This is a genomic window from Winogradskyella rapida (assembly GCF_042675845.1).
In the GTDB taxonomy this organism is placed as follows: Bacteria; Bacteroidota; Bacteroidia; order Flavobacteriales; family Flavobacteriaceae; genus Winogradskyella; species Winogradskyella rapida.
Window position 1 is genome coordinate 6,213 of sequence record NZ_JBHTKM010000058.1, and the last position, 4,424, is coordinate 10,636.

Below are 4,424 nucleotides of genomic sequence, written 5' to 3' on the forward strand. Positions count from 1 at the left end.
AGCAACAATATTTACTTCATTATCAGGATAGGCTGATTCAATCATTTTCATACCTTTTTTTCGAGATTCCATTCGCGTTTTTGATGGAACATCTTTAAAATCTGTTGGAATATTCAAAGTCCATTCAAATTCTTGAATATAGACTTCGTTTTCCGATTCAGAACATCCGAATGTCAGAAATAAAATCATTAATAATGGGATGTTTTTCATAGACTGTAAATTCAGAATTGAGTGAGTTTTTGCATTACACACAACGTGTTTGTGTATGGTTAGTTGCGTGGTTAGGCAACTAAATTAGCAAACTTTTACGGACCAGAGAAAATTCCGCAGGAATTTTCGCAAGTAAGCACGTAAAAAGCAATTAATTATACACGGTGTTATGTGCTGGCTTTTATTTCCGTTTTTAATTTATTTCCAATATTCAAGTTCTCAAAGAAGCTGAACTGTCGCTCAGATAAATATCCGTTTGCTATAAAATCCATTTCGTAATCAGTCGTTTTAATATTCAGTTCCATTTGTTCAATTGAATATTCGTGAAGTCTAAATCTAAAATATCGAGCGTATAATTTAGAAACACCGAGTTTTAATAAAATCCACATTGGTGATAGAAAAAATGGGTCAATATTCTCTTTTCCGCGTTTGAGTGAGATTTCAATAATGTTTTCATTCGAAATGGGAATAGCAGTTAATTTATTGGAATAATTCGCTCGCAATAAAATTCCACCAGTTCGCTTTTCAAAGTTGCATTTCGAGTCAATTTTTAAAGATTCAGTTTCGGAATTTTTCGTTTTAAATGACTTTAAATAAAATCCTGTACTTCCAATCGCTTTCGGTTTTCGCATATCGATTTCGGCAGGTTTTCCAATCTGTTTTATTATTGATTGTTCAGTCATATTGTTCTTATTTCGAATCCTTCTTCAGCTTGCACATAACGTATTTGTGTATGGTTAGTTGCATGGTTAAGCAACTAAGTTAACAAACTTTAACGAACCTGTGAATATTCCGCAGGAATATTCGCAAGTAGAGAAGAACCAAGCAATTAATTATACACGGTGTTGGCAGCCGTGCTTATTTTTTTATAAGCTATGTTTTTAAGAAATGATAATTTGATATACTCCAATTAGCTATCTAATTAACTTAAACATTAAATAAATCGACAGATAATCTGTTTTTAGTCCTGCGTTGTTACTAATCAGATACGCATTTTACATTCAGCTTGTAAATCCTACGTTATGTTGCTTTTAGCTTGTTAAACTTCTCAAAAAGTAGTTTTATGTTTAATGATTTATACTAAATTAAAATTGTCGTCTCTAGTTTTTCTGATTTTACTGACTTAAAATTCTAAAAAAAAAATCGCGAAAAAGAAACTAGGCTTTTTTGTTTAACGTAAGTGATTTTGAAATGTTCAGTTAAGGTTTAATTTGAACGAAATTGTCCAGGTTTTGATTTAATCAGCAGTTTTTACCGCAATATATTCGATAAGCTTTGAATCCATCGTTTTGAATTTTCAAATAAAGGCTCTTTGATGGCTCGAATAAAGAAAGCCTTAAGTTGGGGTAGGTAAAAGTTTTTGCTGTCGGGGTGCATTGCTGCCAACGTGTTTGTGTATGGTTAGTTGCGTGGTTAGGCAACTAAGTTAGCAAACTTTAACGAACCTGTGAATATTCCGCAGGAATATTCGCAAGTAGGGAAGAACCTAGCAATTAATTATACACGGTGTTGTAAAACGTTTTTTGTGTTCAATTCAATTATGTTATAAAAATCTTCCAAATTGACATTAAAATCGGTCAAATCAATTTTTACATTACCTTTTGTGATTGTTCCTATTAGTATTATGCTCGCATCAGTATTATTGTTATTAATTTGCAATACGCCAAAATCAAAAATGCTGTTCCAACTTAAATTGTTATTTTGATATTCAATTCCGTTTGGATTTATAGTTATTTTCAATTTCTTTTTTGAAGTAAATTCCATTAATTTAAAAACACAAATAGATAATAAAATTAGCATAAAAATGAGTAGAATAATATTTTCTCCTGTAAGATTGAAAACATCATTGTTACTTGTTAAAATCAGACCTACAATAATTAATAAAATTGTAATAATTCCAATTGTTCCATAAAATCCATTATACTTAAAAACTAGATTTTGAGTTTTTTCAATTGAGTTATACTTTGAAAACCTTGAAAATTCAGGTTTTTCAAAAGAGGTAACACCAATAAGTTTTTCAATATCTTTAGTTGTGTATTTGTCACTTATTTCATCTTGGAATCGCTTTTTATAATTCTGAAATTCCAATTTATCAAAATCATAAGCCGGACAGTTATCTTGAAAATCAGCAATTTTTTTAGTTAAAGAACAAATAATTCCGTTTTCTAAATTCCTTTTTCTGTTAGTGCAAACTTTGCAGAATGATAGATGATAGTCTCTATTCACGATTTTGGTTAAATGTTTTACAACGTGTTTGTGTATGGTTAGTTGCGTGGTTTAGCAACTAAGTTAGCAAACTTTTACGAACCTGTGAATATTCCGCAGGAATATTCGCAAGTAGGGAAGAACCTAGCAATTAATTATACACGGTGTTAGGTGTAGTTTATTTTTTTCTTTTTTTCTTTCGCTTTTTTTTCTTTGCTACTGTAAGTTGACCATTTACTGAGTTTATTAGTATCGTACTTAAGAACAGTAATGACACTATTTGTAACGAATTAAATATTTTAGGAAAATTTTTAGCAGGTTTTATATGACCACTAGAAAATGAAACTACTGATTCAATCCAAAATTCAGAAAAAGGTATTTGGTAATTCTTTAGTAAACTTATTTCTAAAAGTTTATTATTTAAATTTATTTTTCCGTTAATTCCATCAATTAATTGATAATTTTTTGTGCCAGAAAGAGGCGGTAAATTATTATATATAATTTCAGTTTCCAAAGAATCATTTTTGGTAAATGTGACCTGTGATCTAGAATTATTTATTGAGTAAATATTTTTATGTTCCATTTTATATGGAAAAGGCAATGAAATTGATTTTGGATCATCTACATCGCTTTTTTTTATTGCCTCTCTTATTTTTATCAAGTCGTTAACAGGTATGTTTTTATGCAACCTATCTTTAGCTATCAAGCTTTCTAATATTATTAAGTCTTTGGATATCTCATAATTATTATTATCATATTGATATAAATAATATGATGATATTGGATAGACCATAAATGCAAATAAGAGCAGGCTTAAAAAAGTTTTAATACCATTGTACTCCGTTTTTAGTGAGTAATAAATGATTAAAATAACGGCTAAATATAGAATTCCAAAATGCCAAGGCTTAACAGAACTAATACCAGAAACCATATTTAAGAAAATCGCAATAAGAAAAACTGATAACATACTTAGGATTAAGAATGTGAAAGAATCTAATTTATCAAAGATTTTCTTCATATTGAGTTTTAATTACACCTAACGTGTTTGTGTATGGTTAGTTGCGTGGTTAGGCAACTAAGTTAGCAAACATTTCACGAACCCGTGAAAATTCCGCAGGAATTTTCGCAAGTAGGGAAGAACAAAGCAATTAATTATACACGGTGTTGGCAACAGTATTTTTATTTTTTAGTTAGTATACATTTTTTCATATAAAAGTCAGGATACTTTTTATTCAAATCTTTTTTTAATGTAAATCCAATCATTATTTCGTATTTCCCACTTTTTAAATTGTTTTCTATTCTAATAAAGTTGTCATTGTTTTCGTAAGGTTCGTAAAATTGATTTAAAATATAATTTCTGGATTCTTTATCAGATGTTTTTTCAAACTTGTAAATGTTTAGTCTAAGAAAGGCAATTTCATTAAGAATTTTTGGATTAAAAAAGTCTAACCTGAAGTCTATAAATTCCGTAGAATTAATATTCGGACATTCCATTTTAAAAAAGCTATTTGCGTTTCCTTGTGTGTAACCTTTAGATTCATAAGATTCTGAAAATTTTAAAGATATAAGGTTTGGAATTGTAGAATTATTAGATTTGTTTTCAATCCGCTTAATCCTATTATCGATTTCATTTTCGTAGTTATTCAATAATTCCAAGTTTTGTAATTTTTTCTTTAAAGTTATCTCTAATGAATCATCAATTTTTGGGATTTTATATTCGTGGACAACTTTTATTGAATCGCTAACTTCTTTTACAATAATCGGTTCTTCTGGTAGTGCTTTATTCCACAAGCTCGTTATGGCAAGCGTACAAATTACACCCAAGACAAAAAAGATTGCTGTTCGCAAATTCTTTTTATGAGAGTCATTTAATTTGGGCATTTTGAGTTTTTTCATATTGTTGCCAACGTGTTTGTGTATGGTTAGTTGCGTGGTTGGGCAACTAATTTAACAAAAATGAACCGAACGAGAGGAAATTCCGCAGGAATTTCCACGTAGACAAATCACAA

At 29.5% G+C, this 4,424-nt stretch carries 5 protein-coding genes; all 5 read right to left on the minus strand.

Going from position 1 to position 4,424, the window contains the following annotated elements; genetic code table 11:
• The coding region (locus tag ACFQ13_RS07405; protein WP_386115763.1) for a hypothetical protein at positions 1-210 on the minus strand (210 nt) is incomplete at its 3' end.
• Between the two features lie 167 nt (positions 211-377).
• The gene (locus ACFQ13_RS07410) at positions 378-893 is read right to left on the minus strand and encodes a hypothetical protein (RefSeq protein ID WP_386115765.1); all 516 of its coding nucleotides are present in this window, start codon (positions 891-893) and stop codon (positions 378-380) included.
• A gap of 814 nt (positions 894-1,707) precedes the next feature.
• Positions 1,708-2,436, minus strand: coding sequence for a hypothetical protein (locus ACFQ13_RS07415; protein ID WP_386115766.1), 729 nt, complete (start codon positions 2,434-2,436; stop codon positions 1,708-1,710).
• 157 nt (positions 2,437-2,593) lie between these two features.
• Positions 2,594-3,433 (minus strand): hypothetical protein, encoded by an 840-nt coding sequence (locus ACFQ13_RS07420; RefSeq protein WP_386115768.1) that lies wholly within the window; start codon positions 3,431-3,433, stop codon positions 2,594-2,596.
• 161 nt (positions 3,434-3,594) lie between these two features.
• Positions 3,595-4,311, minus strand: coding sequence for a hypothetical protein (locus ACFQ13_RS07425; protein WP_386115770.1), 717 nt, complete (start codon positions 4,309-4,311; stop codon positions 3,595-3,597).
• Between the last annotated feature and the right edge of the window lie 113 nt (positions 4,312-4,424).

Coding starts and splice junctions, on each gene's coding strand:
- ACFQ13_RS07410 (WP_386115765.1), bottom strand. CDS start 893: ATGACTGAACAATCAATAATAAAACAGATTGGAAAACCTGCCGAAATC.
- ACFQ13_RS07420 (WP_386115768.1), bottom strand. CDS start 3,433: ATGAAGAAAATCTTTGATAAATTAGATTCTTTCACATTCTTAATCCTA.
- ACFQ13_RS07425 (WP_386115770.1), bottom strand. CDS start 4,311: ATGAAAAAACTCAAAATGCCCAAATTAAATGACTCTCATAAAAAGAAT.